The sequence below is a fragment of the Streptomyces sp. NPDC056452 genome, assembly GCF_042796085.1.
Lineage (GTDB): Bacteria > Actinomycetota > Actinomycetes > Streptomycetales > Streptomycetaceae > Streptomyces.
The window spans coordinates 1-23,454 of sequence record NZ_JBHTRI010000056.1; the positions used below are offsets into that span (position 1 = coordinate 1).

Sequence of the window (23,454 nt, forward strand, 5' to 3'; positions counted from 1 at the left end):
GGGCGGGGGGGGGGCGCCGCGCCGCCCCCCCCCCGCCGCACCGTCGTGTGCGCACGGTCCATCGCCGCTCGAGCCTTTCTCCGGCCCGCCGCCGGACCGTGGGGGAAGTATCCGGACAGCGGCCGGCCATCGCCGGCGCACACAGGACAAGGGAGGGGCGATGGCCGAGCAGAGCTTCCAGCTCTACGACACGACCCTGCGCGACGGCACTCAGCAGGAAGGCATGGTGCTGACGGTCGAGGACAAGCTCGCCGTCGCACGCCGGCTCGACGACCTCGGGGTGGGCTTCATCGAGGGGGGCTGGCCGGGGGCCGTGCCGAAGGACACCGAGTTCTTCCGTCGCGCCCGCACCGAACTCGACCTGAGGAACGCCGTGCTCGCCGCCTTCGGCGCCACCCGCAGGCCCGGCGTACCCGCCTCCCTGGACCCGCAGGTACGCGCCCTGCTGGAGGCCGAGACCCCGGTGGTGACCCTGGTGGCCAAGAGCCACACAGGTCATGTGCGCAACGCGCTGCGCACCACGCTCGCCGAGAACCTCGCCATGATCAGCGGGACGGTACGCCACCTCGTGCACGCAGGCCGGCGGGTGTTCGTCGACGCCGAGCACTACTTCGACGGCTACCAGCTCAACCGCGAGTACGCGCTCGCCGTGGTCCGCGCCGCGGCCGAGGCGGGCGCCGAGACCGTCGTCCTCTGCGACACCAACGGCGGCTCACTGCCCGACGAGGTGCGGTCCGTCGTCGCCGAGACACTCGCCCTGACCGGGGTGCAGCTCGGCATCCACTGCCACAACGACACCGGCTGCGCCGTCGCCAACACCATGGCGGCGGTGGACGCGGGGGCCGTCCAGGCGCAGGGCACCGCGCACGGCTACGGCGAACGGTGCGGCAACGCCGACCTGTTCACCGTCATCGCGAACCTCGTGCTCAAGCGGGGCCGCGAGGTCGTTCCGCTGGAGAAGCTGCGGGAGCTGGCCGCGACCGGCCGGGCCGTCACCGAGCTGACCCAGGTGGCCGGCAACGTCGCCGCCCCGTACATCGGCGGCTCGGCCTTCACCCACAAGGCCGGCCTGCACGCCTCCGCGCTGCGGGTCGACCCCGACCTCTACCAGCACACCACCCCTGAGCTGGTCGGCAACACCATGCGCACCCTCGTCTCCGACATGGGCGGACGCTCGTCGATCGAGCTCAAGGCGCGCGAACTCGGGTACGACGTGGAAGCGGGCTCCGACGAGGTGGCCCGCGCCGCGACCCGGGTGAAGGACCTGGAGAACAGCGGCTACAGCTTCGAGTCCGCCGACGCCTCGTTCGAGCTGCTGCTGCGCGAGGAGCTCGCCGGCGGCCCCGGGCCCCGCCCCTTCGAGGTGGAGTCCTGGTCCGTCGGGGTGTTCGGGGTGCTGAGCGGCGAGGTCCGCACCGAGGCCACCGTGCGGCTCCTGGTCCAGGGCCGCAGCGTCACCGCGACCGGGCACGGCAACGGCCCCGTCAACGCCCTGGACACCGCGCTGCACACGGCCCTGGACCCCTGCTTCCCGGCCCTCGCCCGGCTCGAACTGGTGGACTACCGGGTGCGGGTGCTCAGCGGGGAGACCGGCAGCGGCGCCGCCGCCCGGGTCCTCATCTCCTACCGGGACGGGGAGCGCCGCTGGGGCACCGTCGGCGTGGACGGCAACACGACCGCGGCCAGCTGGCAGGCGCTCCTGGACGCCGTCCACTACGTCCTGCTCGACGGACCGCCGGGCCAGGTCCACGACACCGCGCCCCTGGCCGCCGCCGCAACGGGCTGAAGAGGCTGCCGGGTGACCTCCGACCGGGCGCCCACGCCCTGGCACGCACGCTTCCGGACCGCGTCCGCTTCCCGGTCCGAGGTCCCCCGACAGCCTCTGCCCCGACCTTCCTTGGAGTGACAGTGCGTCTGGAAGACGTCTACATACGGGGGACCTCCACACGGCTTCCCTCCCGCATCCCGGTGGCCGACGCCGTCGCCTCCGGGGCGTGCCCGCCCCGGGTGGCAGCGGCCACCGGCATGGAATCGGTGGCGTACTCGCCCCACGAGTCGGCAGCCGAGATGGCCGCGGCCGCCGCCCGGACCGCCCTGGAGCGGGCCGGCACCCGGGGCGGCGATGTCGATCTGCTGCTGCACGCGGACACCTACCACCAGGGCCAGGACCTGTGGCCCGTCGCCTCCTACATCCAGCGCGAGGCACTCGGCAACACCTGCCAGGCCATCGAGATCCGGCAGATGTCCAACGGCGGGCTCGCCGCACTCGACCTGGCCACCGCCTACCTCACCGCGGGCCACGGGCACAGCGACGCGCTGCTCACCACCGCCGACCGGTTCTGCGCCCCCGGCATCGACCGCTGGAACACCGACCCCGGCACCCCGTACGCCGACGGCGCCACCTCGCTCGTGCTCTCCCGGCGCGGCGGCTTCGCCCGGCTGGTCTCGCTCGCGCTGTACGCGGACCCCGAGCTGGAGCCGCTGCACCGCGGCGACGACCCGTTCACCACAGCGCCGTTCGGCCACCGCATGCCCGTGGACTTCGAGGCCGCGAAACGGTCCTTCGTCGGCCGCGCCGGGATCTCGTACGCCATCACCCGGGCGCACAACGGCCAGCAGACGGTCATCAAGCAGGCGCTGGCCGACGCCGGCAGCGAACTCTCCGAAGCCGACTGGGTGGTGCTGCCGCACTTCGGGAAGCGGCGCCTGACCTCCATCTACTACAAGCCGTTCGGCATCGATCCCGCCCGCACCACCTGGGACTTCAGCCGCACGGTCGGACACCTCGGCGCCGGTGACCAGTTCGCCGGCCTGGACCATCTGATGGTCTCCGGCCGGGCGGCGCCCGGCGAACGGATCGTCCTGGTCAGCGTCGGCGCCGGATACAGCTGGGGCTGCGCCGTCCTGGACATCCTCGAACGCCCCGGCTGGGCTACCGCGTAGGCGGGTCCACCGGTTCTCCAGTTTCGCTTGAGCCATTCATGTCAGCCTTGTGATCCGCCTTGCTGCGGACTGTCGAAGGGAAGGTCTGCCGTGGCGCCGACCGCTACGTCCGAAACCGAAGCACTCCATGTCACGGAGCACTCCATCACCGTGGCGGCCGCACCAGAGGCCGTCTACGCGCTGGTGGCCGATGTCGCCGAGTGGCCCCAGGTGTTCGGCCCCACCGTGCACGTCGAGGTGCTGGAGGAGGCCCCCGCCGACGGCGGCGAGCAGCTCCTGCGCATCTGGGCCGTCGCCGGTGACAAGGTCCGCACCTGGACCTCGCGCCGGGTCCTGGACCCGGCCGCCCGCACGATCACCTTCCGCCAGGTCGTCACGGCCGCCCCGGTCGCCTCGATGGGCGGCGAGTGGCGTGTCCAGGAGCTCGAGGACGGCACCACCCGGGTCACGCTGCTGCACGACTACCGGGCCGTCGACGGCGACCCGGCCGCGGAGGAGCTCATCGAGAGCGCCGTCGACGGCAACAGCCGCGCCGAACTCCTCGCCCTGAAGAACACCGCCGAGCAGGGCGACGCCCGCGAGGAGCTCCACTTCACCTTCAGCGACTCCGAGACCGTGTTCGGGGCGGCCGGCGACGTGTTCGCCTTCCTGGACCGCGCCGACCTGTGGCCCGAGCGGCTGCCGCACGTGGCACGCCTCGACCTCACCGAGGACGAGCCGGGAATCCAGCACATGGACATGGACACCCGCAGCCCGGACGGCTCCACGCACAACACCACCTCGGTGCGGGTCTGCTTCGAGGACCGCGACGTCATCGTCTACAAGCAGCTCCGGGTACCGGTCGCGATGGCCGGGCACACCGGCCGCTGGGTCATCGAGTCACTGGGGGACGGTACGGTCAGGGCCACCTCGTGGCACACGGTGACCCTGGACCCCGCGGGTGTACGCACCGCGCTGGGCCCGCAGGCCACCCTCGCCGAGGCACGCGCGCTGGTGCGCAAGGCACTCGGTACGAACAGTTCCACCACTTTGCGTCATGCCAAGCAGTTCGCGGAGGAAGCGCGTGCACAGTCGTAGTCAGGACACACCCGTCACCGTGGTCAACCGGTTCGAGGTGAAGGGCGACACCGAGCGGTTCGAGCGCGAGTTCAGGGATCACTCCCAATACCTGCGCAGACGCCAGGACTTCGACTTCCTGGTGACCGTCCAGCTCGTCGAGCGCCCCGAGGTGTTCGTCCACCTCGGACACTGGCGGACCATGCGGGGCTTCCTGAACACCGTCCACGACGACACCTTCCAGGCCCACGTCAAACAGCTCGGCCCGATGGTCAACACCGAAGTGGACCAGGCCGTCAGCGTGGCACGGGTGCTGAAGGAGGACGCCGTGGTCGGGGCGGAGAACGTCGTCCTGACCCGGGCCCGGATCTTCCGCGACCCGGCGCTCTTCGAGCGGCGCTTCGCCGAGGCGGACGAGCACTTCGGCCGGCTCGGCGGCTTCGGCGGCAGCGACCTGCTGCGCTCCACCCTCCGCCCCGACGTGTACACGGGCATCCAGTGGTGGCGTGACACCGACGACTGCGAACGCGCCCTGGCGGACGGCGGATACACCGCGCTGACCGGGCAGATGCGCGAGAGCGCGGACGTCGTCGTGGAACGCACCCGTCACCTCGCGTACGAACGCGTCCTGGCCTGACACCCCCGTACCGCCTCCACCCGCGCCGGAGCCGAGGGCCACCAGGTCCTCGGCTCCGGCGCGTCCCGGGCGCGAGCACGCTTCGAGCAGGTGGGAGCACGCTGTCGTCATGGCGAATCCGATGCGCATCACCGTGCTCCGTGGCCGGCCCGACGAGGCCGAGCTGGCGGCCGTGACCGCCGTGCTGCTCGCCCTGGTCCGCCGCTCCGGCGAACCGGACGAGGAGACCAGGGCGGCTTACGCCGGATGGACCGTCAAGCGCGGCGGCTACCGGCACCCGGTCACCTGGACCGCGCCGTGAAGCGGAATTCGCCGTACATCCACGGGCGAGGTCGAGGACCTCTCGAGGGTCCACCCCTACCTTGCCCACAGCAGAGCCAGCCGTGGCCCGTCCCCGGGGACGGCGCCACGACATGGGAGGGGGAGGCGTGAGAGGTCACCGGACCTTTACGGAACACATCCAAGCCCAGGCCGCCGAGACGCCGGACCGGGAGGCGCTGATCCTCCTCACCGAGCGCGACGGCAGCCTGTGGCCGCAGACGATCGCGTACGCGGAACTCGACCGCTCGGCCCGCACCCTGGCGACCGCACTGCGCCGTCATGTGGAACCGGGGGAGCGGGTACTGATCGCGCACCGCTCGCGCGCCCTGTTCGTCACCGGCTTCCTCGCCTGCCTGTACGCGGGAGCCGTCGCCGTACCCGTCGCCCCGCCCGGTGGGCGCGGCCACCACGACGACCGCATCGCCGGGATCGTCAAGGAGGCCGCCGCCGTCTGCGTGCTCACCTCCACCGACGAGGCCGCGGAGGTCTCCCAGCTGCTCGCCCGCACCGGGCACGGCGACGTCGTCTGCCTCCTGGCCGACGGCCCCGCCGCCACCCACGCCACCGAGCCCTGGCAGCCCTTCGTGCCCGGACCGGACACGGTCGCCTACCTCCAGTACACCTCCGGCTCCACCCGCGACCCGCGCGGCGTGGTCGTCACCCACCGCAGTCTGCTCGCCAACCAGCGGGCCATCCAGGAAGCACTCGGCACCCGTCCCGGCATCCGGATGGGCGGCTGGCTGCCGCTCCACCACGACATGGGACTCGTCGGCCAGCTCCTGCACGCCCTGTGGCTCGGCGGCACCGCCGTGCTCATGTCGCCGGCCGCGTTCGTCAAGCGGCCCGCGAACTGGCTGGAGGCCGTCTCGCGGTACGGGCTGACGGTCAGCGGCGCCCCGGACTTCGCGTACGAGCTGTGCGTGCGCAGGATCAACGACTCGCAGCTCGCGGGCCTCGACCTGTCCCGCTGGGAGGTCGCCGTCAACGGCGGCGAGCCCATCGACCCCGCCACCCTGACCCAGTTCGCCGAGCGCTTCGCCCCGGCCGGACTGCGCCCCGGTGCTCTGGCGCCCTGCTACGGGCTGGCCGAGGCGACCCTCCTGGTCTCCGGCACCCGCACCGCCCCGGCCGCCGCCGCCCGCACCGTCGACGCGGCCGCGCTGGAGGCCGGCCGGCTCACCGCTCCCACCGGACCCGGCCGCACCCTCGCGCACTGCGGCCCCGCCGCATCCGTCGAGCTGCGCATCGTCGACCCGGAGACCTGCCGCGAGCTGCCGGACGGCCGGATCGGGGAGATCTGGGTCCGCGGCGAGAGCGTGGGCCCCGGCTACTGGGCCCGCCCCGCGGAGACCGCGGCGGCCTTCGACTGCCGCATCGACGGCGGTGGCGGCGGCTATCTCCGCACCGGTGACCTCGGCGCCCTGCACGACGGCCTGCTGCACGTCACCGGCCGGCTCAAGGACATGATCGTCGTCGCGGGGCGCAATCTCTATCCGCAGGACCTGGAACGCACGGTGCAGCAGGTCAGCGGCCTCTTCGGGGCCGCCACCGCCTTCGCGGTGCCCGGTGCCCGCGAACGCATCGTCATCGTCCAGGAGCTGCGGGCCCGGAGCCGGTACGACATAGACCTCGCGGCCCTCGCCGCCGCCGTCCAGCAGCGTCTCGGTGAGGAGTACGAGGTCCGCACCGCCGGGGTGCTGCTCGTACGGCCCGGCACGGTACGCCGGACGACGAGCGGAAAGGTGGAGCGGGCGGCGATGCGCCGGCTGTTCCTGCGCGGTGAGCTCACTCCGCTGCACCAGCGGATCGAGCCCGAGGTCGAGCTGCTGCTGGCAGCGGGGAGGCAGCGATGACCACGGCAGAGGAGCGGATCGACACCCTGGAGCGGGCGTTCGGCCCCCTCGACGACCCCACGAACCCCCTCGGGACCGCCGCCCTGCTCGCCGCAGACGCGGCGGGCGAGGTGCTGCCCGAGGCCGAACAGGTGCTGGACGCGTTCGACCTCAACGCCGAGTTCGTACCCGCCGATGTGGGCGGCCGGCTGGAGCGGATGGACGTGCTCGGGCGGATCCTGCGCCCCGTCTTCCGCCGGGACGCCTCCCTCGGCTTCGGCTACGGGCTCAACTGCTTCTTCGCCACCACTCCGGTGTGGACCGCGGGCGACCCCGAACAGCGCGGCCACGCCGCCCGGCTGCTCCTCGGCGGCCGGCGCGTCGCCGTGGCCAGGCACGAGGTCGCGCACGGCAACGACTTCGTCCGCGACGAGTTCACCGCACGCACCGTCCCAGGCGGCCTGGTCCTCGACGGCAGCAAGTCCGCCATCGCCAACGCCTCGCGCGCCACCGGCCTCGTCATCTTCGCCCGCACGGAGGGCGCCGCCCGCGGGCGCAGCCACACGGTGCTGCTGCTCGACCGCGACGAACTGCCCGCCGACCGGGTCGAGGACCTGGCCCGCCGCACCACCACGGGCATGCGCAGTGCCGAGTTCGGCGGACTGCGGATCACCGAATGCCCCGTACCCGGGAGCGCCGTGCTCGGCGAGATCGGCGACGGCTACGAACTGTCGCTGCGCTCCTCGCTGCTCATCCGGGGGCTGATCCCGTCCATCGTGCTGGCCGGCGCCGACACCGCACTGCGCACCGTCGCCCGGTTCGCCAACCGGACCAGGGCGGACGGCCGTTCGTCACTGGACGTGCAGCACGTGCGTGACGTGCTCACGGGCGGATTCCTCGACCTGCTGGTCATCGACTGCCTCGCCCTGGTCGCGACCAGGGCGCTGCACCTGCTGCCCCGGCAGATGAGTGCCTACGCGGCGGCCGCCGCCTATCTGGCGCCCAAGCTCGTGGCCGAGAGCATGGACGAGATGTCGTCGGTGCTGGGCGAGGAAACGTTCGCCCAGGACGGTGCGTACGGGATGTTCCAGAAGCAGCGCCGTGACCTGCCGGTCACCTCGCTGGGCCACGCGGGCAGCGCGGGCCGGCAGGTCAGCATCCTGCCCCAGCTCCCGTACTTCGCGCGGCACGCCTGGTTCGCGGACCCCGAACCGCCCCCGGGCCTGTTCCGCCCGCACGAGCCGCTGCCGCCGCTGGACCTGTCCCAGCCGGTCCTGCTCGGCGACGGCGACCCGCTCGCCGCGACCCTGGTCGCCTGCACGGATCTGCTCGAAGCGGCAGGAGGGCAGGGCGAGGAGGGGGAGGGCGGCCCCACCCTGCGCTTCCTGGCCAGGGCGCTCACGGGGGAGCTCGTCGAGCTGAAGAAGGCGTTCGAAAAGGTGCAGCAGGGCGACCGGGAGGCGCTCTCCAGCCCGTACAGCTTCGGCCTCGCGGACCGCTACACCCTGGTGCTCGCCGGAGCGGCCGCGCTCGGGGTGTGGCGCGAACAGCGGCATGCGCCCGCCGATCGTGTCGACTCCTTCCTGGCCGCCCCCGCCTGGGCCACCGCGGTGCTGTACCGGCTGGTCAGACGGCTCGGGCTGCCGCTGCCCGACCGCCCTGCCGACTGTGAGCGCCTCGCCCTGGACGAGGTCATGGCCCGGCTGCACAACCGGCGCAGCTACGACCTCTACAGCTCGCCGCTCGCCTGAACACCCCCGGCAGCCACCCTCCGTACCCCCGACCGCCCCGGGCGCCCCCCGCCCCAGAGCCCGACAGGGAGCAGACTCATGCAGGACCAACCGCCCCGCGCGCAGGACGACTTCGCCGTGGCCCACCGCGAGTGGCTGAGCGAACGGGTCGCGCACTACATCGGCCGTCCGGTGGAGGACACCGTTCCGCTGGCCGAGGAGGGCCTCGACTCGGTGGCCGCGCTCAGCCTCTACGGCGACATCGAGGAGGAGTTCGGCCCCCTCATCGAACCCGACGACATCTGGGCCTACCCCACCGTCCGCCAGCTCGCCGACTTCCTCGCGATGCGGGACGTGAACCAGGGCGGCAGCCAGATCCGGGCCGCGTTCGTCTTCACCGGCCAGGGCTCCCAGCACCCGGGGATGACCTCCGGGCTCTACCTGAACTCCACGGGCTACCGCGCCTTCCTCGACGAGGCCGACGCCGCGATCATGCCGTGGACCAAGCAGTCCATCGTGAAGCTGATCCTCGCCGACGACCCGGCGATCCACCGCACCGCGCTGACCCAGCCCGCCCTGTTCGCCGTCGAGTACGCCCTGGCCAGGACACTGGAGGAGGCCGGGGTGCGCCCGGTGGCCGTACTCGGCCACGGCATCGGGGAGTTCGCGGCCGCCACCGTCGCCGGCGCGCTCACCCTGGCCGACGCCGCCAAGCTCGTGTCGATGCGCGGCGCCTTCATGCAGTACCTTCCGCCGGGCGGCGGCATGATGGCCATCTGCATCACGCCGTACGAGGCCGCAGAGCTCGTCTCCGCCGAACCCGCCGTGGGCATCAGCGCCATCAACGCGGCGAAGGCGATCGTCCTGTCCGGCGACCGTGCCGCCCTGGAGCGCATCGAGGCCCGGCTCGGCGAGCGCGGCATCCGCTGCCGCCACCTGGCCGTGTCGCACGCCTTCCACTCCCCGCTGATGGCCCCCGTGGTCCCCAAGTTCGAAGCGATCGTCCGACGGATGCCCGGCGGAGCCGCCCGGGTGCCGTTCTACTCGACGGTGTACGGCCGGCTGGCCACCGAGCCGCTCTACGCCCCGTACTGGACCGAACAGATCACCGCACCCGTCCGGTTCGCCGACGCCGCGCGCAGCCTGCTCGCACAGCAGGCACCCACGCACGTCGTCGAGATCGGGCCCCAGGCCGTGCTCACACCGTTCCTGCGCCGGATGGGCGGCGGACCGCGCGGTCCCGTCTGCCTGCCCGTGTGCCAGGGGCCGGCGAGCGACGCCGTGGACCTGGCAGGGGTGATCTCCGCCCTCGACGCCGGGCCGCTGGCCGCAGCCCTGTCCGGAGCCTGAGGTGAGGGAACGGGTCGGGCGCCCGTTGCTCGCCGAAGGCCCCGGCGGCCCCTGGGGCGACATCCACGGAGAGCTTTCCCGTACGGGCAGCGTCGTGATGTACGCGACGATGCCCGCCTGGCAGCCGCAGGGAGACACCGAGGCCGAGCTGCGCCGGCAGCTGGGACGGGACTGGCGTCGCTACGAGAGCCTCTCCCAGCCCCGTATGCGCGAGAGGTTCGTCGCCTCCCGGCTGTTCCTGCGGCATGCCGCGGCCGCGGTCCTGCGCACCGGCCCCGACCTGGTGGACCTGGCCTACCAGCCGGGCGGGCGTCCGTACGTGCGCGGCTGCGACCAGATCGACGTCAGCCTCAGCCACACCGAGGAGATGATGGTCGTCGGCATCACCCGCAGGGGGCGCATCGGCGTCGACGTGGAGCGCGCCGACCGGCGGCTCGCGCACACCGGTTCCGAGCGCCAGGCGTGCACTCCGTACGAGAAGGAGCGGCTGGACGCCGGCGGGGACGGGTCGCGCAACGACACCATGGTGCGGCTGTGGACGCTCAAGGAGGCGTACAGCAAGGCGCTCGGCCAGGGACTGCGCTTCCGCTTCACCGAGTTCGGCTTCGCGCTGGACGGTCACAGGGGCGGCGACGGCACCCGGCTGGTCCGTCCGGACGGCTCGCCGGTCCCGGGCTCGGAATGGCAGTTCGGTACGTTCCGGGCAGGGGAGGGCTATGTCGTGAGCGTCGCGGTCTGTGACACCGGTTTCGGTGAACTGGCGGACCTGTCGGTGGGCACCACCCTGGACGACGGCATGCTGGACACGCTGCTGGGCACGCCGGGTGCGGTCCGCGGGCCCGCGCGGGCGCGGTCAGGGGAGCCAGCCGGCTTCCTCGGCGATCCGGATCGCGTCGATACGGTTGCGCGCGCCGAGCTTGCCGACGATGGCCGTGAGGTAGTTGCGGACCGTGCCCTTGGACAGGTACAGACAGCCGGCGATCTCGGCGGCGTCGGCACCGCGGGTGGCGAGCCGTAGTACCTCGAGCTCCCGGGGGGACAGCGGGTTCTCCGGGGAGTCCCAGGCGGTCAGCGCCAGTTGGGGGTCCACGACCCGGCGTCCGGTGGCCACCGACCGTACGGCGAGCGCGAGCTGGTCCGGCGGCGAGTCCTTCAGCAGGAAGCCCGAGACGTGGGCGGACAGGGCTCGCCGCAGGGTGCCGGGACGTCCGAGGCTCGTGAGGATCAGGGTGCGGCAGCTGGGCAGCTGCTCATGGAGCTCGGCTGCCGCCGTCAGACCGTCGATGCCGGGGAGATCGATGTCGATCACCGCGACGTCCGGCTTGGACGCGAGCGCCGTGGCCACGATCGTGTCACCCCGGTCCACCGCGGCGACCACATGAAGATCCGGCTCCAGCTGGAGCAGCGCCACCAGCGCGCCACGGATCATGTGAACATCCTCGGCGAGGAGGATTCTCACGGACAGCATCGTTACCCCCGGTCAGATGATGTGAAGTCAGGCTACGGCGGATCTCTCCGGGGGCGCGGGCTCCAGCACCAGCAGTTCGTTCTCGTTGTTCTGGGGCCTGATCGGCGCCCAGACCTCGAGATGGAACCGGCCGTCGCCCTGAAGTCCCGCGGTCAGCCCGCCGCCGATGGCGGCGAACCGGCACCTCAGATTGTCCAGCCCGCTGCCGCCGCCGGCCCGCGCGGAGAAGACGTCCGTCTGTTCGTGCGGATGGTCGTTGGTCAGGCCGAGACGGACCGTTTCTTCGTCCAGCTCCGCCTTGATGGTGCAGACCCGGACCCCGCTGTGCCGCAGAATATTGGTGACTCCCTCGCGCAGTGCGGTGGCGAGCACGGTGTCGACGACCGGATGCAGCCGCCCGCACTCCACCGTGACATCCGCCCTGATGTCCGCGGCGGCGAGCACGGTCCCCGCCGATTCCGCCTCCTCGGACAGCGACATGTCGCGGTACCCGCTGGACACCAGCCGTACGTCGGCCAGGGCCTGCCGTGCCACCCGCAGCACCGAGGCGGTCTCCTCACGTGCCTTGTCCGGCCGGCTGCTGATGAGCCGCTGGATCAGCTCCCCCTTGAGCGTGATGGCGGAGAGGCTGTAGCCGAGCAGGTCGTGCAGATCACGGGCGAACCTCAGCCGTTCCTGCGTCACGGCCATCCGGGCCAGCTCCTCCCGGGTGGCGTGCACCTCGTGCACGAGGTCGGTGAGACGGGTCAGGCCGTAGATGACGAGACCGGTGAGGATGCCCGCGATCGTGAAGTACAGCACCAGGTCGATCGTCGCCCCGGCCATCAGGTTGTACACCGGGATGAAGGCGATCAGCACTCCGTAGCTGGGCCAGGCCCAGCGCGCCGGCAGCGTGAGCAGCAGCGAGGCGGCGAGCGGCCCCTCCATGCTGCCCCAGTTCGTACCGAACCAGACGAGCGGCGCGAAGGTGAGCACCGCCTGCAGGCTCAGAACAAGCGCTTTCCGGCCGGTCGGCCACCGACGGGCTTGCGGAGAGGAGACGGCCAACTGCACGCCGAACACCGCAAGAACCAGTCCGATACAGACGACGAGCTGTGTTGTTCCGGGCCGGGTCCGCACCACATTGAGCACCGTCATGGTGCCGTAACAAACAAGAGCCACCACGATAATCGCGCGGGCCAGCCGCGGGGCCGGTGCCTGCGAACGGGGTGAGAACGGAACGACGTTCCTCGTCGGCATCGCCGCCTCCTCGCCAAGGACCAACAGTGGCGGACGCATGCTATGTCTTCCTGTTGTCCGTGAGCTAGCGGATGCGGCCGACAGCCGGATTCAGACGAACAGCGGTACGGGGTTGATTTGTTCGTATGGGAGCGGGCGTTCAAGTCGTCCGAGTTTCACAGGTATGTCGAAGAGACGGCCCGGGGCGAATCGGGCCCAGAAGTGCCGCATCCCCGGAATGATCACCTTCACTACGGGAAGTCCCACGTCGGGCCGGGTTTGGTCGAGAATGAGCATCTCCATTCCGTGACTCCGTACGAGGGTTTCGGCCAACTCGATGTCATCGCGCAGATCCCCTCGGGCAGTGAAGGAGTAGCAGTCGGGGGTGCGTGAGGTTTCGGCTGGATCCGCGCTCAGGTATGGCTGATTTTCCACCGTCGCACCGTGCCACCAGGAGGAGAGATCCCGGTCCGCGGAAAGGAGTTCCGGAGAGTTCTCCTCCGGAGGCAGCAGTTGTGCCATCTCCGTCACTGCTCTGCGCAGTGCGAGCCGGGGATCGAAATGAGCCCCGAATCCGAAGGAAATGCCCTCGGCCGTCCGGTCGGTGCGCCGGGACAGTGCGGCCATCACGGGTATGCCGAAGTCCGCGGTGAGATCGAGAACCCAGATGTCCCGGTGCAGCCGCGCATACGCCTGCCGTGTCCTGGCCAGCCAGGGCTCGTCGAACGCGTCGAGGTCCACCGAGGGCTGCCGGGTGCGGTTGTACCACCACAGGGCGACGGCGTCCCGCTCCACCACCTCCAGGAATCCCTGGACGACGGCGTCCTCCGGACTGCTGCCCGCCGCGTTGCCGTTGGAGTCGGCCCACGGAGCGGCAGGTACGCCATCCGGTCCGGGGCCGAAGTAGAGCATGGAGGTGGGCAGCAGCCGCTGCGTGCCGGAGGTGAGCGACCAGACCGGGGTCCAGTCGGCCGGTGCCTTCGGGTCGAACGGTGGCGGGACCTGCTGGAAGCGGGAGTGCCGGGCGTTCCAGCGGTCCCGCTCCCGGAACTGCCGGTCGGCGAACAGCTGGCAGGAATTGGGGTGCAGGGCCGCGTCCCCGAGACCGGACAGGGTGTCGCGCACGGTGGGCTCATCGCCCTGGCGGGTACCGCAGTAACGTTCCAGCGCCTCGCACAGGGCGCCGACCTCGGCCTCCTGCGGCGTCGTGCCCTTCCCCCCGCTCTGCCCCCGCAGCCCGCCGCGCAGCCCGGCCAGTGAACGGCTGTCGCCCAGAGCCATGTTGCGCCCGGCGACGTACCGGTTCAGCCCCTCCGGCGAGCCGGGCGCCGGGCGGAGTCCGGAGATGATCCCGGTGACGGGATCGGCCAGGTGCCGGTAGCGCGCCAGTACCGTTTCCGCGCTCTGCGCCCGGTGGTTACCCCCAACTGTGTGCACCTTCGGGCTGGACACCGGTACGAAGGGTCTTCGTACCCGCTCGGGGACGAGCTCCGGATCCCCGCACGTCGAACACTGCGGGCGGCGGGCCACCGGATGCCTGCTGGTGTGCAGGGTGCGGGTGTCCAGCGTGCAGACCGTCTGCTGGCCCTCGTACCGCATGCCGGCCACCCACTTCGTGGCCTCCAGCACCGCCGTGTGCAGCCCGAGGGCCCGCACGGTGGCGAACGACGCCTCCGGGACCTGGACCGTACCCGCGAGCCCGAGCGCGTGCAGAACCGGTGCCCGGGAGGCACGGTGGCCGCGCAGACGGTGTGCCAGACACTCCCAGCAGGCACCCTGCTCCGACCCGAACACCGGGCCCACCCAGGTCTCCGCGCCGCTCGGCTTGGCCAGCAGCCAGGCCCTGCCCGACTCCCGGTGCCGGGCGTCGACCTCGGCCAGCCGGTGGTCCAGGTAGTCGTCGCACAGGACGAGCGAGAGTGCTGCCGGCTCCCCCTCGCCCGGTCCCGTCACCCGCAGCCCGGCGGCCAGGCACTCGGCCCTGGCCGCCTCGGGGTCGGCCCGTCCGAGGGTCACCAGCTCCACCGCTGTCGTACGGAACGACGCGGAGGCGCTGGGACCGTCGACGCCGGCGAACTCCCAGTACGCCTCCGTGCAGGCGTCGGTGGCCGGGTCGTGGTAGCCGATCAGATCGGCCCGTGCGAGTTCCGCGATCATGCGGGCCGCAGTGGCGGGAGACAGCGTCGGCGCCGCGTCCCGCAGTACCCCGGCCAAGGTACGGGTGCCGTCCAGCAGGGCCGCGAGCTCCTGAACCTCACGCCCCTGCAAGGCTGTTGTCCCCTGCTCCGACAGCAGGTAGACGGCGTCCCCCTCGATCGCCTCCACCCGCAGATGCCTCTTGAACCCCACGGGCAGCTCGGTGCCCGTCCCCCCGGTCATGGTCATGCAAGCGCCGCCCCGGCCTCTTCCCCGGGCAGGGGCGCCATGCCGCTGTAGCACCCGTAGAGCGTGGCGGTGCCCGGCCGGTCCAGGTGGTCGATCACCAGGTCCCGCCCCGGAGCACCGGGCGTGCCGTTCTTGAACGCGTCGCCGAACAGGTCCCCGAACATGTCCCCGTAGACCGGCTCCATCGCGGGGAGGCCGAACTCGGCGAGTACGGAGACCGGGTCGCTCGTGTAGCGCTGTGCCAGCTCGGGCTCGAGGCCGGCCCGTGCCGTCAGCAGGGCGAGGCGGTGATCGGACGGGAGCGGCTGGGTGGCCGTGCCGGCCGGGGCGTTGTGCGCGGAGACGTGCATGGTGATGTTCATGGAGTTCCCCCTCCAGGGTCCGTGATACGGGACCGGATGCGTGTCCGTCGTTCACTCGTTTCCCGAGTGCCAGGATTCTGCGTCCCGCCGCGCCGCACAGCACAGTGCGAGGCTCACCACCGGGGCATGACATTTTCATGTGCGCCCTCGTGACCACCTCACTGGGACTCGAACGTCGCAGGTGTCAGGCTCGGCCCAGACTCCGCAAGCTCATGCCGGTCCACCACCGGGCCGGCCGCACAGCGCACGAAAGGGAGGGCGCAATCATGGAGATCAAAGTCCTGGGACCGCTGACAGCCCGTGAGAACGGGGTGTCCGTCGTGCCCACCGCGGCCAAGCCGCGCCAGATCCTGTCCCTGCTCGCCCTGCAGTCCGACCGCGTCGTGACCGTGGCGACGCTGATGGAGGAGATCTGGGGCGAGGACATCCCGCGCAGCGCGGCCACCACCCTGCAGACCTACATCCTCCAGCTCCGCCGCAAGATCGCGGCAGCGCTCGACGGGGACCCGGCCCGCCAGGCCAAGGACGTCCTGATCACCCAGCACGGCGGCTACCTGCTCCAGGTGCAGCCGGGCCAGGTGGACGCCCACGAGTTCAGCCAGCTCACCGCCTCCGGGCGGGCGGCGCACGAGGCGGGCGACCACTGGGCCGCCTCCGACCTGCTGGGCCGGGCCCTGAAGATGTGGCAGGGCTCCGCACTCGTCGACGTACGCATCGGCACCGTGCTCGAGCTCGAGGTGCTCCGCATGGAGGAGGACCGGATGGCCGCCCTGGAGCGGCGCATCGACGCGGACCTCATAATCGGCCGGCACACGGAGATCGTGCCCGAACTGCGGGTCCTGGTCGCCAGGCACCCGATGCACGAGAACTTCTGCGCCCAGCTGATGACCGCACTGCACCGCTCGGGCGGCGCCTGGCGGGCACTCGAGGCCTACCAGCGGCTGCGCGTCACCCTGGTCGACGAGCTCGGACTGGAGCCCTCGGCCCGGCTGCAACGCCTCCACCAGGCCGTTCTCTCCGCGGACCCCGCGCTCGACCTCCCGGTCCCGGCCTCCGGCTGACCTCCCGGCGGGAGCTCTCCCGTACGTTCCGGTGGGAGCTCTCCAGCACGTCTCTAGCCGGCGTTCCTACGTTCGGCCGATGACGATCCTTGACGACCTGACGGTCGCACCGGCCGCCCCCGACCTGCGACGTGCCGCCGCTGAACTGCGCCGGCTCAAGGAGGAAGTGAGCCGCGGGCCGGACCCCGCAGCCACCCGGCGGCAGCACGAGAAGAACAAGCTCACCGCACACGAACGGCTGGAACTCCTCTTCGACGAGGACACGTTCACCGAGATCGAGCCGCTGCGCCGGCACCGGGCCTCCGGCTTCGGTCTCGAAGCACGCAAACCGCACGGCGACGGCGTCGTCATCGGCTGGGGACTGGTCCACGGCCGGACGGTGTTCGCCTACGCGCACGACTTCCGCGTCTTCGCCGGCGCCCTGGGTGAGGCGCACGCCGCGAAGGTGCACAAGGTGATGGACCTCGCGGAGGCTGCCGGCGCACCGCTGGTGAGCCTCAACGACGGGGCGGGCGCCCGGATCCAGGAGGGTGTGACGGCGCTCGCGGGCTACGGCGGGATCTTCCGCCGCAATGTCGCGGCCTCCGGGGTCATCCCGCAGATCAGTGTGATGCTCGGCCCGTGCGCCGGGGGAGCCGCCTACTCTCCGGCCCTCACCGACTACGTCTTCATGGTCCGCGACTCCGCGCAGATGTTCATCACGGGACCCGACGTCGTACAGGCGGTGACGGGCGAGAAGATCACCCACAACGGCCTGGGCGGCGCCGATGTGCACGCGAGCGTCTCGGGCGTCAGCCACTTCGCGTACGACGACGAGGCGACCTGCCTGGAGGACGTACGGTTCCTCATCGCGCTGCTGCCGTCCAACAACCGCGAGATGCCCCCGGTGGTGGCCTGCGAGGACCCCGCCGACCGGCGCACCGACGCCCTCACTGACCTGGTGCCGGCCGACCCGGGCCGCAGCTACGACATCCGTACGGTGATCGAGGAGATCGTCGACGACGGGGAGAGCTTCGAGGTCCACGAGGCGTGGGCGCCCAACATCGTGTGCGCGCTCGCCCGCCTGGACGGCCACCCGGTGGGCATCGTCGCCAACCAGCCCGCGGCCCTGGCCGGCGTCCTGGACATCCACGCCAGCGAGAAGGCCGCCCGCTTCGTCTCGACGTGCGACTCCTTCAACATCCCGCTGGTCACCCTCGTCGACGTGCCCGGCTTCCTGCCCGGAGTCGACCAGGAGCACAACGGCATCATCCGGCACGGCGCCAAGCTCCTGTACGCGTACTGCAACGCGACCGTGCCGCGTATCTCCCTCGTCCTGCGCAAGGCCTACGGCGGTGCGTACATCGTCATGGACTCCCGGTCCATCGGCGCCGACCTGGCCTTCGCCTGGCCGACGAACGAGATCGCCGTGATGGGGGCGGAGGGCGCCGCCAACGTCATCTTCCGCCGGGAGATCGCCGCGTCCGACGACCCGGAGGCGCTGCGGGCGCAGCGCATCGACGAGTACAGGACCGAGCTGATGCACCCCTACTACGCGGCCGAACGAGGCCTCGTGGACGACGTCATCGACCCCGGGGACACCCGTCGGATCCTCATCCGTTCGCTGGCCATGCTGCGCTCCAAGCACGCCGAAGTGCCGTCCCGTAAGCACGGGAATATCCCCACATAGTGGGGTGATTCGACAGATCCACGCACACGCGAGTCCCGGTCTAGGGCACAGACGTTCCATGGCTGCACCGGAAACGGCGGCCCGCTACGAGCGAGCGGCTGACCGGTCCGGCCGGCCGGGGGGTTCCCAACCCGAACCGCCCCGGCCGCCGATATCGACTCAACGATCAGCAGTGACACGGACGAAGGGATCGACAGTGACCCCCACAGTGCCAACCGGCAGGTGCGCAGAGCCGCACCCGGCCCCGTCGAAGGCCAGGTAGACCATGCGCAGAGTCGCCATCACCGGCCTGGGCGTCGTGGCCCCCGGTGGGGTCGGTGTCAAGGAGTACTGGAACCTGCTCACGGCGGGCAGAACCGCCACCCGCAGGATCTCCTTCTACGACCCCTCGCCGTTCCGTTCGCAGGTCGCCGCCGAGTGCGACTTCGACCCCCTGGCCGCCGGACTCTCCCACCAGGAGATCCGCAGACTCGACCGGGCCTCCCAGTTCGCGGTCGTCTCCACCCGGGAGGCCCTGGCCGACAGCGGCCTCGACCTCTCCGCCCTCGACCCGGGCCGCATAGGCACCGCGGTGGGCAGCGCGGTCGGCTGCACCACCAGCCTGGAACGCGAGTACGCGGTCGTCAGCGACGGCGGCCGCAAGTGGAACGTGGACCACGAGTACGCCGTACCCGAGCTGTACCGGCACTTCGTACCCAGCTCCATCGCCGCCGAAGTCGGCCTGGCAGCAGGTGCGGAGGGCCCGGCAGCGGTCGTCTCCACCGGATGCACCTCCGGTCTCGACTCGCTGGGCCACGCGGTCGAACTCATCCGCGAAGGCACCACCGACATCATGATCGCCGGTGCCACCGAGGCGCCGATCTCGCCGATCACCTCGGCCTGCTTCGACGCCATCCATGCCACCACCCCCCGCAACGACACCCCGGAGAGTTCCTGCCGGCCCTTCGACCGGACCCGCAGCGGACTCGTCCTCGGCGAGGGCGCGGCGATCCTGGTCCTGGAGGAGCTGGAGAGCGCGCGGCGGCGCGGCGCGCACATCTACGCCGAGATCGCGGGCTTCGCCTCCCGCTGCAACGCGTACCACATGACCGGCCTCAAGCCGGAGGGCCTCGAAATGGCGGAGGCCATCGACGTCGCCCTGGCCGAGGCCCGCCTCGCACCGGACACCGTCGACTACATCAACGCACACGGCTCGGGCACCAAGATGAACGACCGCCATGAGACGGGCGCGTTCAAGCGCAGCCTCGGGGAGCACGCATACCGCACCCCGATCAGCTCCATCAAGTCGATGATCGGGCACTCGCTCGGTGCCATCGGCTCCCTGGAGATCGCCGCCTGCGCCCTCGCGATGGAGCACAGCATCCTGCCGCCCACCGCGAACCTCCACGAGCCCGACCCCGAGCTCGACCTCGACTACATACCGCTGACCGCCCGCGAGAAGAAGACCGACGTGGTCCTCAGCGTGGGCAGCGGCTTCGGCGGATTCCAGAGCGCCATGGTGCTGGCCCGCCCGGAGAGGAGCACCTCATGACCACCGCAGTGGTGACCGGCCTGGGCATCACCGCCCCCAACGGCCTGGGAACCGAGGACTACTGGAAGGCCACGCTGGCAGGCGAGTCCGGGCTCGGACCCGTCACCCGCTTCGACGCCACCCAGTACCCCTCCCGGATCGCCGGGGAGGTCAGCGACTACGTCGCCGAGGACCACATCCCCAGCAGGCTGATGCCGCAGACCGACCACATGACGCGCCTCGCGCTGACCGCGGCCGACTGGGCACTGGCCGACGCGGGCATCGACACCACCGAACTGCCGGAGTACGGCATCGGCGTGGTCACCGCCGCGTCCGGTGGAGCCGTCGAGTTCGGCCAGCGGGAACTGCAGAACCTCTGGAGCAAGGGCAAGGAGTACGTCAGCGCCTACCAGTCGTTCGCCTGGTTCTACGCCGTCAACACCGGCCAGATCTCCATCCGGCACAAGCTGCGCGGACCCAGCGGCGTGCTGCTCACCGAACAGGCCGGCGGCATCGACGCCCTCGGCCACGCACGCCGCCACATCCGCAAGGGCTTCCCGGCCGTCATCTCCGGCGGCATCGACGCGGCCATCTGCCCCTGGGGCTGGGTACCGCAGATCGCCTCCGGCCTGATGAGCACCGTCAACGACCCCGCCCGCGCCTATCTGCCCTTCTCCGAGGAGGCCGGCGGATACGTACCCGGCGAAGGCGGCGCGATCCTCCTCGTCGAGGACGCCGAGTCGGCCCGTGCCCGCGGTGCCGCCACGGTCTACGGGGAGATCGCCGGATACGCGGCGACCCTCGACCCTGCCCCCGGAACGGGCAGACCGCCCGGTTTGCGCAGGGCTGCCGAGAACGCCCTGGCCGACGCCGGGATCACCGCCGCCGACATCGACGTCGTCTTCGCCGACGCCGCCGGCGTACCCGAGCTCGACCGGGCCGAGGCCCAGGCCCTCACCGAGATCTTCGGCGCGAACGGGGTCCCCGTCACCGCACCCAAGACCATGACGGGGCGCCTGCTCGCCGGGGGTGCCGCCCTCGACGCGGCAACCGCACTGCTCGCCCTGCGCGACGGTGTCATCCCGCCCACCGCCAACGTCGGCGCCGCCGCCGCGGGCCACACCATCGACCTGGTGACCGAGGCGCGCGAGGCCGGACTGCGCAACGCGCTCGTCCTCGCACGCGGCCACGGCGGCTTCAACGCGGCACTCGTCGTACGCCGCCCGGGCTGAACAGCCCCACGACCCCCACGCACCCCCACCAGCGGTACCAGCACCACCGGAACACCCGAACAGCCCATACGCCCAACCGAGAGGACGGCACCGACCATGAGCACCACGACCGCCACAGTGACCCTGGCCGACCTGACCCGCATGCTGCGCGAGAGCGCAGGCGAGGAGGAGGGCATCGACCTCGACGGTGACGTCATCGACACCCCGTTCATGGAGCTCGGCTACGACTCCCTCGCACTGCTCCAGGTCATCGGGCAGATCCAGCGCGAGTACGGCATCGAGATCCCCGACGACGCCGTCGTCGACGCCGAGACCCCGGGTGCCCTCCTCGCCCTCATCAACTCCGGCCAGGCGCCCGCCGCCTGAGCCGGCCCCATACGGCCGCCCCGCCTTCCGTCCCCCCGGGGCGGGGCGGCCGTCACTGCGCCCGAACCACCCGAACCACCGGAATCACCCCTTCATTGCCCCCGTACTGCCCCCTTACGCACCGAATGGGGCCGGAGCCGCGGCCCACGAGGAGGGAACCATGTCGCTCACGAACCGGAGTGCGGTGGTCCGCCGGCTGATCGTCAGCCCAGGCTCCGCGCCCCAGCAGCACGCACGGGCCGTGGCCTCGGCCGCCGGCGTATCGGCGGTGCTGCGCGCCTTCGGCCGTCCTCCCGAGGACCTGCCCGCCCGTACCGTCGTCCTCCTCGGCGCGGCCGCCTTCGAACCGGGCATCAGGCCCGAACACGAGGGCTTCACCGTCCGCACCGCATCCACCCCCGGCCGCGCGCTGCGCCAGGCCCACCGGGAGCTCCACGAGGGAACCGCCGACCTCGCCCTCGTCGCCGGCTTCGGCGAACCCGACCCCCAGACCATCACCGTGTACGCGGTCAAACGCGCCGCCGAAGCGGTGGCGGAGGGCGACTCGGTCCTCGGTGTACTCGACGTCACCGCCCCCGCCGACGAGGACACCGCCCCGGCGCTGCGCCCCATGCACCAGAACCCGCGAGGCACCGACCCCGACCGGCACCGCCTCATCCTGTGGTCGGGCCGGAACGCCGAGGACGAGGAACGAGTGCGGGGCGAACTCCTGCCGATGCTCAGCGGGGTGCACCGCGAGGTCTTCCCCGCCCTCCCGACCACCGTGCCCTGCGGCACGGCCCCCGGCCCGGTACGCGGTGCGGCCGTCACCGTCTCGGCCCTCGCCTCCCGTGCCGTGCACAAGGCCCGCACCACCGACGCCTCACGCCCCCGGCCCATCGCCCTGCTCTTCCCGGGCCAGGGCTCCCAGCACGCCGGGATGGCAGCAGGCCTCTACCGCCGCGAACCCGTCTTCACCGCGGCGGTCGACGCCGCCCTCTCCCACATGGGCGAGGAGGGCCCCCGTATCCGCGCCGACTGGCTCGACCCCGCGCGTGCCTCCATCGGCATCGACGACGTACGCAGGGCCCAGCCCCTCCTGTTCGCGATCGACTACGCGCTCGGCCGCCTCGTACTCAGCTGGGGCGTCCGCCCGACAGCCTTCCTCGGCCACAGTGCGGGGGAGCTCGTCGCCGCGACCTTCGCCGGAGTCGTCTCCCTGAGCGACGCGGCCCAGATGGTGCAGGCCCGGGTCCGGGAAGCCGTGAAGATACCGGCGGGCGGCATGCTCGCCGTCGCCGCGAGCGAGGAGCAGCTGCTCCCGTACCTGACCGAGGACGTCGGCATCGCGGCCGTCAACGCCAACCAGCAGGTGATGCTGGCGGGTTCGAAGGAACCGCTCACCGAGGTCGCCGCCCGCCTCAAGGCGGACGGCCACACCGTGGTCACCGTGCCCGCGACCAGCCCCTTCCACTCCCCGGCGATGGCACCCGCCTCCGACGCTGTGGAGATCGCCTACCGCGACATCCCGCTGCGGGAGCCCAAGCTGCCCCTCTACTCCGGTTACACCGGGGCCCTGATGAGCCCCGACGAGGCGCGCAGCCCGCGCTTCTGGGCCCGCCAGATCACCGACACGGTCTACTTCCGCAACGCCCTGGACGAGCTCCTGGCCGCCGACGACGTCCTGCTCGTCGAGGCGGGACCCCGCCAGACACTCACCGCCTTCGCCCGCAGGCACCGCTCGCTCCGCCTGGGCGCCGGCGCGGTGACCCCGCTCCTCCCGGCCCGCGCCGGTACGCCCGAGGCCGACCGCCAGTCGGTGCTCACGGCAGCGGCCCGCATCTGGACCGAGGGCCACGACCTGGACCTGAACGCGGTGGCCAGGCTGTGGACCTGGAGCGAGGAGGAGCAGCCCGCGGGCACCGCGGCGCCCCGTATCCACGCAGAGGCGGAGGTACAGCTCGCATGAAGTACGTGAGAAGGGCCCTGCGCGAGATCTACAGCTCGCTGACCGCTGCGGGCTGGATCTGGCTGGGCCTCCCCACGATGGGACCGCCGGTACCGATGGTCGCGACGCGACTGAAGGAACCGCCGGAGGGCCATCCGGAAAGGCTCTGCCCGGACGTACCGCTGACCCGTACGGAACTCGCGCTGCAAAAACAACTCATGGCACCGATCGGGGAGCGGGAGTGAACGAGATTCGCCGTCTGGACCGGGTGATCATTCGCTTCGCGGGTGATTCGGGTGATGGCATGCAGTTGACGGGTGACCGGTTCACGTCGGAGACGGCGTCGTTCGGGAACGACCTGTCGACGCTGCCGAACTTCCCGGCCGA

General features: G+C 71.6%; 19 protein-coding genes and 2 pseudogenes. 17 read left to right on the forward strand and 4 right to left on the reverse strand.

Annotated features, from left to right (window positions below; all coding sequences use genetic code 11):
- Positions 1-160 precede the first annotated feature (160 nt).
- The 9 genes and pseudogenes from cimA to ACFQ6X_RS34195 all read left to right on the forward strand — a co-directional run.
- Positions 161-1,786 carry a citramalate synthase gene (gene cimA, locus ACFQ6X_RS34155; protein WP_383187598.1) on the forward strand — a complete coding sequence of 542 codons (1,626 nt, stop codon included), beginning with the start codon at positions 161-163 and terminating at the stop codon, positions 1,784-1,786.
- A 122-nt stretch (positions 1,787-1,908) separates the two neighbouring features.
- Positions 1,909-2,943 carry a ketoacyl-ACP synthase III family protein gene (locus tag ACFQ6X_RS34160; protein ID WP_383187632.1) on the forward strand — a complete coding sequence of 345 codons (1,035 nt, stop codon included), beginning with the start codon at positions 1,909-1,911 and terminating at the stop codon, positions 2,941-2,943.
- 90 nt (positions 2,944-3,033) lie between these two features.
- Complete coding sequence (locus tag ACFQ6X_RS34165) at positions 3,034-4,020, forward strand: aromatase/cyclase (protein ID WP_329207390.1); 987 nt, start codon at positions 3,034-3,036, stop codon at positions 4,018-4,020.
- Complete coding sequence (locus ACFQ6X_RS34170) at positions 4,007-4,636, forward strand: hypothetical protein (RefSeq protein ID WP_383187601.1); 630 nt, start codon at positions 4,007-4,009, stop codon at positions 4,634-4,636. Before ACFQ6X_RS34165 ends, ACFQ6X_RS34170 begins: the two co-directional genes overlap by 14 nt.
- Before the next feature lie 109 nt (positions 4,637-4,745).
- Entirely contained in the window at positions 4,746-4,937 is a 192-nt protein-coding gene (locus tag ACFQ6X_RS34175) for an acyl-CoA carboxylase subunit epsilon (protein WP_383187603.1), read from the forward strand.
- A gap of 127 nt (positions 4,938-5,064) precedes the next feature.
- Positions 5,065-6,810, forward strand: coding sequence for a fatty acyl-AMP ligase (locus tag ACFQ6X_RS34180; RefSeq protein ID WP_383187606.1), 1,746 nt, complete (start codon positions 5,065-5,067; stop codon positions 6,808-6,810).
- Positions 6,807-8,540, forward strand: coding sequence for an acyl-CoA dehydrogenase (locus ACFQ6X_RS34185; protein ID WP_383187609.1), 1,734 nt, complete (start codon positions 6,807-6,809; stop codon positions 8,538-8,540). The genes ACFQ6X_RS34180 and ACFQ6X_RS34185 overlap by 4 nt, the downstream gene beginning before the upstream one ends.
- Positions 8,541-8,618: 78 nt before the next feature.
- Positions 8,619-9,869: an acyltransferase domain-containing protein gene (locus tag ACFQ6X_RS34190; RefSeq protein WP_383187612.1), complete on the forward strand. Its 1,251-nt coding sequence runs from the start codon at positions 8,619-8,621 to the stop codon at positions 9,867-9,869.
- A 370-nt stretch (positions 9,870-10,239) separates the two neighbouring features.
- Positions 10,240-10,587, forward strand: a pseudogene (locus tag ACFQ6X_RS34195) (4'-phosphopantetheinyl transferase family protein); the annotation flags it as partial.
- Positions 10,588-10,722: 135 nt separating this feature from the next.
- Here the strand turns inward: ACFQ6X_RS34195 and ACFQ6X_RS34200 are convergent.
- The 4 genes from ACFQ6X_RS34200 to ACFQ6X_RS34215 form a co-directional block, all read right to left on the reverse strand.
- Positions 10,723-11,337, reverse strand: coding sequence for a response regulator transcription factor (locus ACFQ6X_RS34200; protein WP_329207379.1), 615 nt, complete (start codon positions 11,335-11,337; stop codon positions 10,723-10,725).
- A gap of 27 nt (positions 11,338-11,364) precedes the next feature.
- Complete coding sequence (locus ACFQ6X_RS34205) at positions 11,365-12,474, reverse strand: sensor histidine kinase (RefSeq protein ID WP_383187615.1); 1,110 nt, start codon at positions 12,472-12,474, stop codon at positions 11,365-11,367.
- Positions 12,475-12,666: 192 nt separating this feature from the next.
- On the reverse strand, positions 12,667-14,940 hold the full coding sequence (locus ACFQ6X_RS34210; RefSeq protein ID WP_383187618.1) for a TOMM precursor leader peptide-binding protein: 2,274 nt from the start codon (positions 14,938-14,940) through the stop codon (positions 12,667-12,669).
- Positions 14,937-15,302, reverse strand: a complete 366-nt coding sequence (locus ACFQ6X_RS34215) for a hypothetical protein (RefSeq protein WP_383187620.1) — start codon at positions 15,300-15,302, stop codon at positions 14,937-14,939. Before ACFQ6X_RS34215 ends, ACFQ6X_RS34210 begins: the two co-directional genes overlap by 4 nt.
- Before the next feature lie 266 nt (positions 15,303-15,568).
- On the opposite strand from ACFQ6X_RS34215, the gene ACFQ6X_RS34220 reads away from it, so the two are divergent.
- From ACFQ6X_RS34220 to ACFQ6X_RS34255, 8 genes and pseudogenes are all read left to right on the forward strand, one after another.
- Complete coding sequence (locus tag ACFQ6X_RS34220; RefSeq protein WP_383187623.1) at positions 15,569-16,363, forward strand: BTAD domain-containing putative transcriptional regulator; 795 nt, start codon at positions 15,569-15,571, stop codon at positions 16,361-16,363.
- 79 nt (positions 16,364-16,442) lie between these two features.
- Entirely contained in the window at positions 16,443-18,032 is a 1,590-nt protein-coding gene (locus ACFQ6X_RS34225; RefSeq protein ID WP_383187624.1) for an acyl-CoA carboxylase subunit beta, read from the forward strand.
- A gap of 265 nt (positions 18,033-18,297) precedes the next feature.
- Positions 18,298-19,563: a beta-ketoacyl-[acyl-carrier-protein] synthase family protein gene (locus ACFQ6X_RS34230; protein WP_329207372.1), complete on the forward strand. Its 1,266-nt coding sequence runs from the start codon at positions 18,298-18,300 to the stop codon at positions 19,561-19,563.
- Positions 19,560-20,774: a ketosynthase chain-length factor gene (locus tag ACFQ6X_RS34235; protein ID WP_329207368.1), complete on the forward strand. Its 1,215-nt coding sequence runs from the start codon at positions 19,560-19,562 to the stop codon at positions 20,772-20,774. Before ACFQ6X_RS34230 ends, ACFQ6X_RS34235 begins: the two co-directional genes overlap by 4 nt.
- A gap of 96 nt (positions 20,775-20,870) precedes the next feature.
- Positions 20,871-21,140 (forward strand): acyl carrier protein, encoded by a 270-nt coding sequence (locus ACFQ6X_RS34240; protein WP_329207366.1) that lies wholly within the window; start codon positions 20,871-20,873, stop codon positions 21,138-21,140.
- A gap of 160 nt (positions 21,141-21,300) precedes the next feature.
- On the forward strand, positions 21,301-23,088 hold the full coding sequence (locus ACFQ6X_RS34245) for an acyltransferase domain-containing protein (RefSeq protein ID WP_383187627.1): 1,788 nt from the start codon (positions 21,301-21,303) through the stop codon (positions 23,086-23,088).
- Positions 23,085-23,312, forward strand: a complete 228-nt coding sequence (locus ACFQ6X_RS34250) for a DUF6059 family protein (RefSeq protein WP_383187629.1) — start codon at positions 23,085-23,087, stop codon at positions 23,310-23,312. The genes ACFQ6X_RS34245 and ACFQ6X_RS34250 overlap by 4 nt, the downstream gene beginning before the upstream one ends.
- Positions 23,234-23,454, forward strand: a pseudogene (locus tag ACFQ6X_RS34255) (2-oxoglutarate ferredoxin oxidoreductase subunit alpha); the annotation flags it as partial. The gene ACFQ6X_RS34250 and the pseudogene ACFQ6X_RS34255, both read left to right, overlap by 79 nt.

What these genes read in the sequence shown, in the direction of transcription:
- cimA (WP_383187598.1), top strand. Translation starts at nt 161, where the DNA reads ATGGCCGAGCAGAGCTTCCAGCTCTACGACACGACCCTGCGCGACGGC.
- ACFQ6X_RS34175 (WP_383187603.1), top strand. Translation starts at nt 4,746, where the DNA reads ATGGCGAATCCGATGCGCATCACCGTGCTCCGTGGCCGGCCCGACGAG.
- ACFQ6X_RS34185 (WP_383187609.1), top strand. Translation starts at nt 6,807, where the DNA reads ATGACCACGGCAGAGGAGCGGATCGACACCCTGGAGCGGGCGTTCGGC.
- ACFQ6X_RS34190 (WP_383187612.1), top strand. Translation starts at nt 8,619, where the DNA reads ATGCAGGACCAACCGCCCCGCGCGCAGGACGACTTCGCCGTGGCCCAC.
- ACFQ6X_RS34200 (WP_329207379.1), bottom strand. Translation starts at nt 11,337, where the DNA reads ATGCTGTCCGTGAGAATCCTCCTCGCCGAGGATGTTCACATGATCCGT.
- ACFQ6X_RS34205 (WP_383187615.1), bottom strand. Translation starts at nt 12,474, where the DNA reads ATGACGGTGCTCAATGTGGTGCGGACCCGGCCCGGAACAACACAGCTC.
- ACFQ6X_RS34210 (WP_383187618.1), bottom strand. Translation starts at nt 14,940, where the DNA reads ATGACCATGACCGGGGGGACGGGCACCGAGCTGCCCGTGGGGTTCAAG.
- ACFQ6X_RS34215 (WP_383187620.1), bottom strand. Translation starts at nt 15,302, where the DNA reads ATGAACATCACCATGCACGTCTCCGCGCACAACGCCCCGGCCGGCACG.
- ACFQ6X_RS34220 (WP_383187623.1), top strand. Translation starts at nt 15,569, where the DNA reads ATGGAGATCAAAGTCCTGGGACCGCTGACAGCCCGTGAGAACGGGGTG.
- ACFQ6X_RS34225 (WP_383187624.1), top strand. Translation starts at nt 16,443, where the DNA reads ATGACGATCCTTGACGACCTGACGGTCGCACCGGCCGCCCCCGACCTG.
- ACFQ6X_RS34230 (WP_329207372.1), top strand. Translation starts at nt 18,298, where the DNA reads ATGCGCAGAGTCGCCATCACCGGCCTGGGCGTCGTGGCCCCCGGTGGG.
- ACFQ6X_RS34235 (WP_329207368.1), top strand. Translation starts at nt 19,560, where the DNA reads ATGACCACCGCAGTGGTGACCGGCCTGGGCATCACCGCCCCCAACGGC.
- ACFQ6X_RS34240 (WP_329207366.1), top strand. Translation starts at nt 20,871, where the DNA reads ATGAGCACCACGACCGCCACAGTGACCCTGGCCGACCTGACCCGCATG.
- ACFQ6X_RS34245 (WP_383187627.1), top strand. Translation starts at nt 21,301, where the DNA reads ATGTCGCTCACGAACCGGAGTGCGGTGGTCCGCCGGCTGATCGTCAGC.
- ACFQ6X_RS34250 (WP_383187629.1), top strand. Translation starts at nt 23,085, where the DNA reads ATGAAGTACGTGAGAAGGGCCCTGCGCGAGATCTACAGCTCGCTGACC.